Below are 582 nucleotides of genomic sequence, written 5' to 3' on the forward strand. Positions count from 1 at the left end.
CGTTTGCGACTATTTTTTTGCGGCTTTTTACGAGGCAAACCGCCCCTCGGCATGCTCCTAAGGCTTCACAATCCCGTCGAGTCCAGAATCAGCCCCAGAACTTCTCATACTACAGAAAGATGACGTCTGAATCCAGTGCTTAACGCTTTGAATTCTTCATAATACGTGCTTTATCCATCTTCCATTCACGTTCTTTCACGTCGTCACGCTTGTCGTGTTCTTTCTTACCGCGTGCCACACCAATTTTCAGTTTGGCCCAGGCGTTTTTCCAGTACATCGACAGCGCAACCACGGTAAAACCTTCGCGGTTGACACGGCCATAGAGCGAGTCAAGTTCGCGCTGTTTTAACAGCAGTTTACGGTTACGGGTCGGGTCGCACACCACGTGTGTGGAGGCTACGGCCAGCGGCTGGAAAGTGGAACCAAACAGATAGGCTTCGCCATCGCGCAACAAAATATAGCTGTCGCTGATGTTGGCTTTACCGGCGCGGAGTGATTTGACTTCCCATCCTTGCAACGACAGACCTGCTTCGAACTCTTCTTCAATGAAGTATTCGTGGCGAGCGCGTTTGTTGAGGGCAA

1 protein-coding gene and 1 other RNA gene are annotated in these 582 nt (G+C 50.7%); both read right to left on the reverse strand.

Annotated elements, in window-relative coordinates:
- Positions 1-96: a transfer-messenger RNA gene (gene ssrA, locus QMM04_RS22990) on the reverse strand; the annotation flags it as partial.
- A 43-nt stretch (positions 97-139) separates the two neighbouring features.
- Positions 140-582 (reverse strand): SsrA-binding protein SmpB (smpB, locus tag QMM04_RS22995; protein ID WP_282997210.1); only part of this gene is annotated, 443 nt, incomplete at its 5' end.

It is taken from the genome of Pantoea sp. Pa-EAmG (assembly GCF_030024295.1).
Classification (GTDB): Bacteria; Pseudomonadota; Gammaproteobacteria; order Enterobacterales; family Enterobacteriaceae; genus Pantoea; species Pantoea dispersa.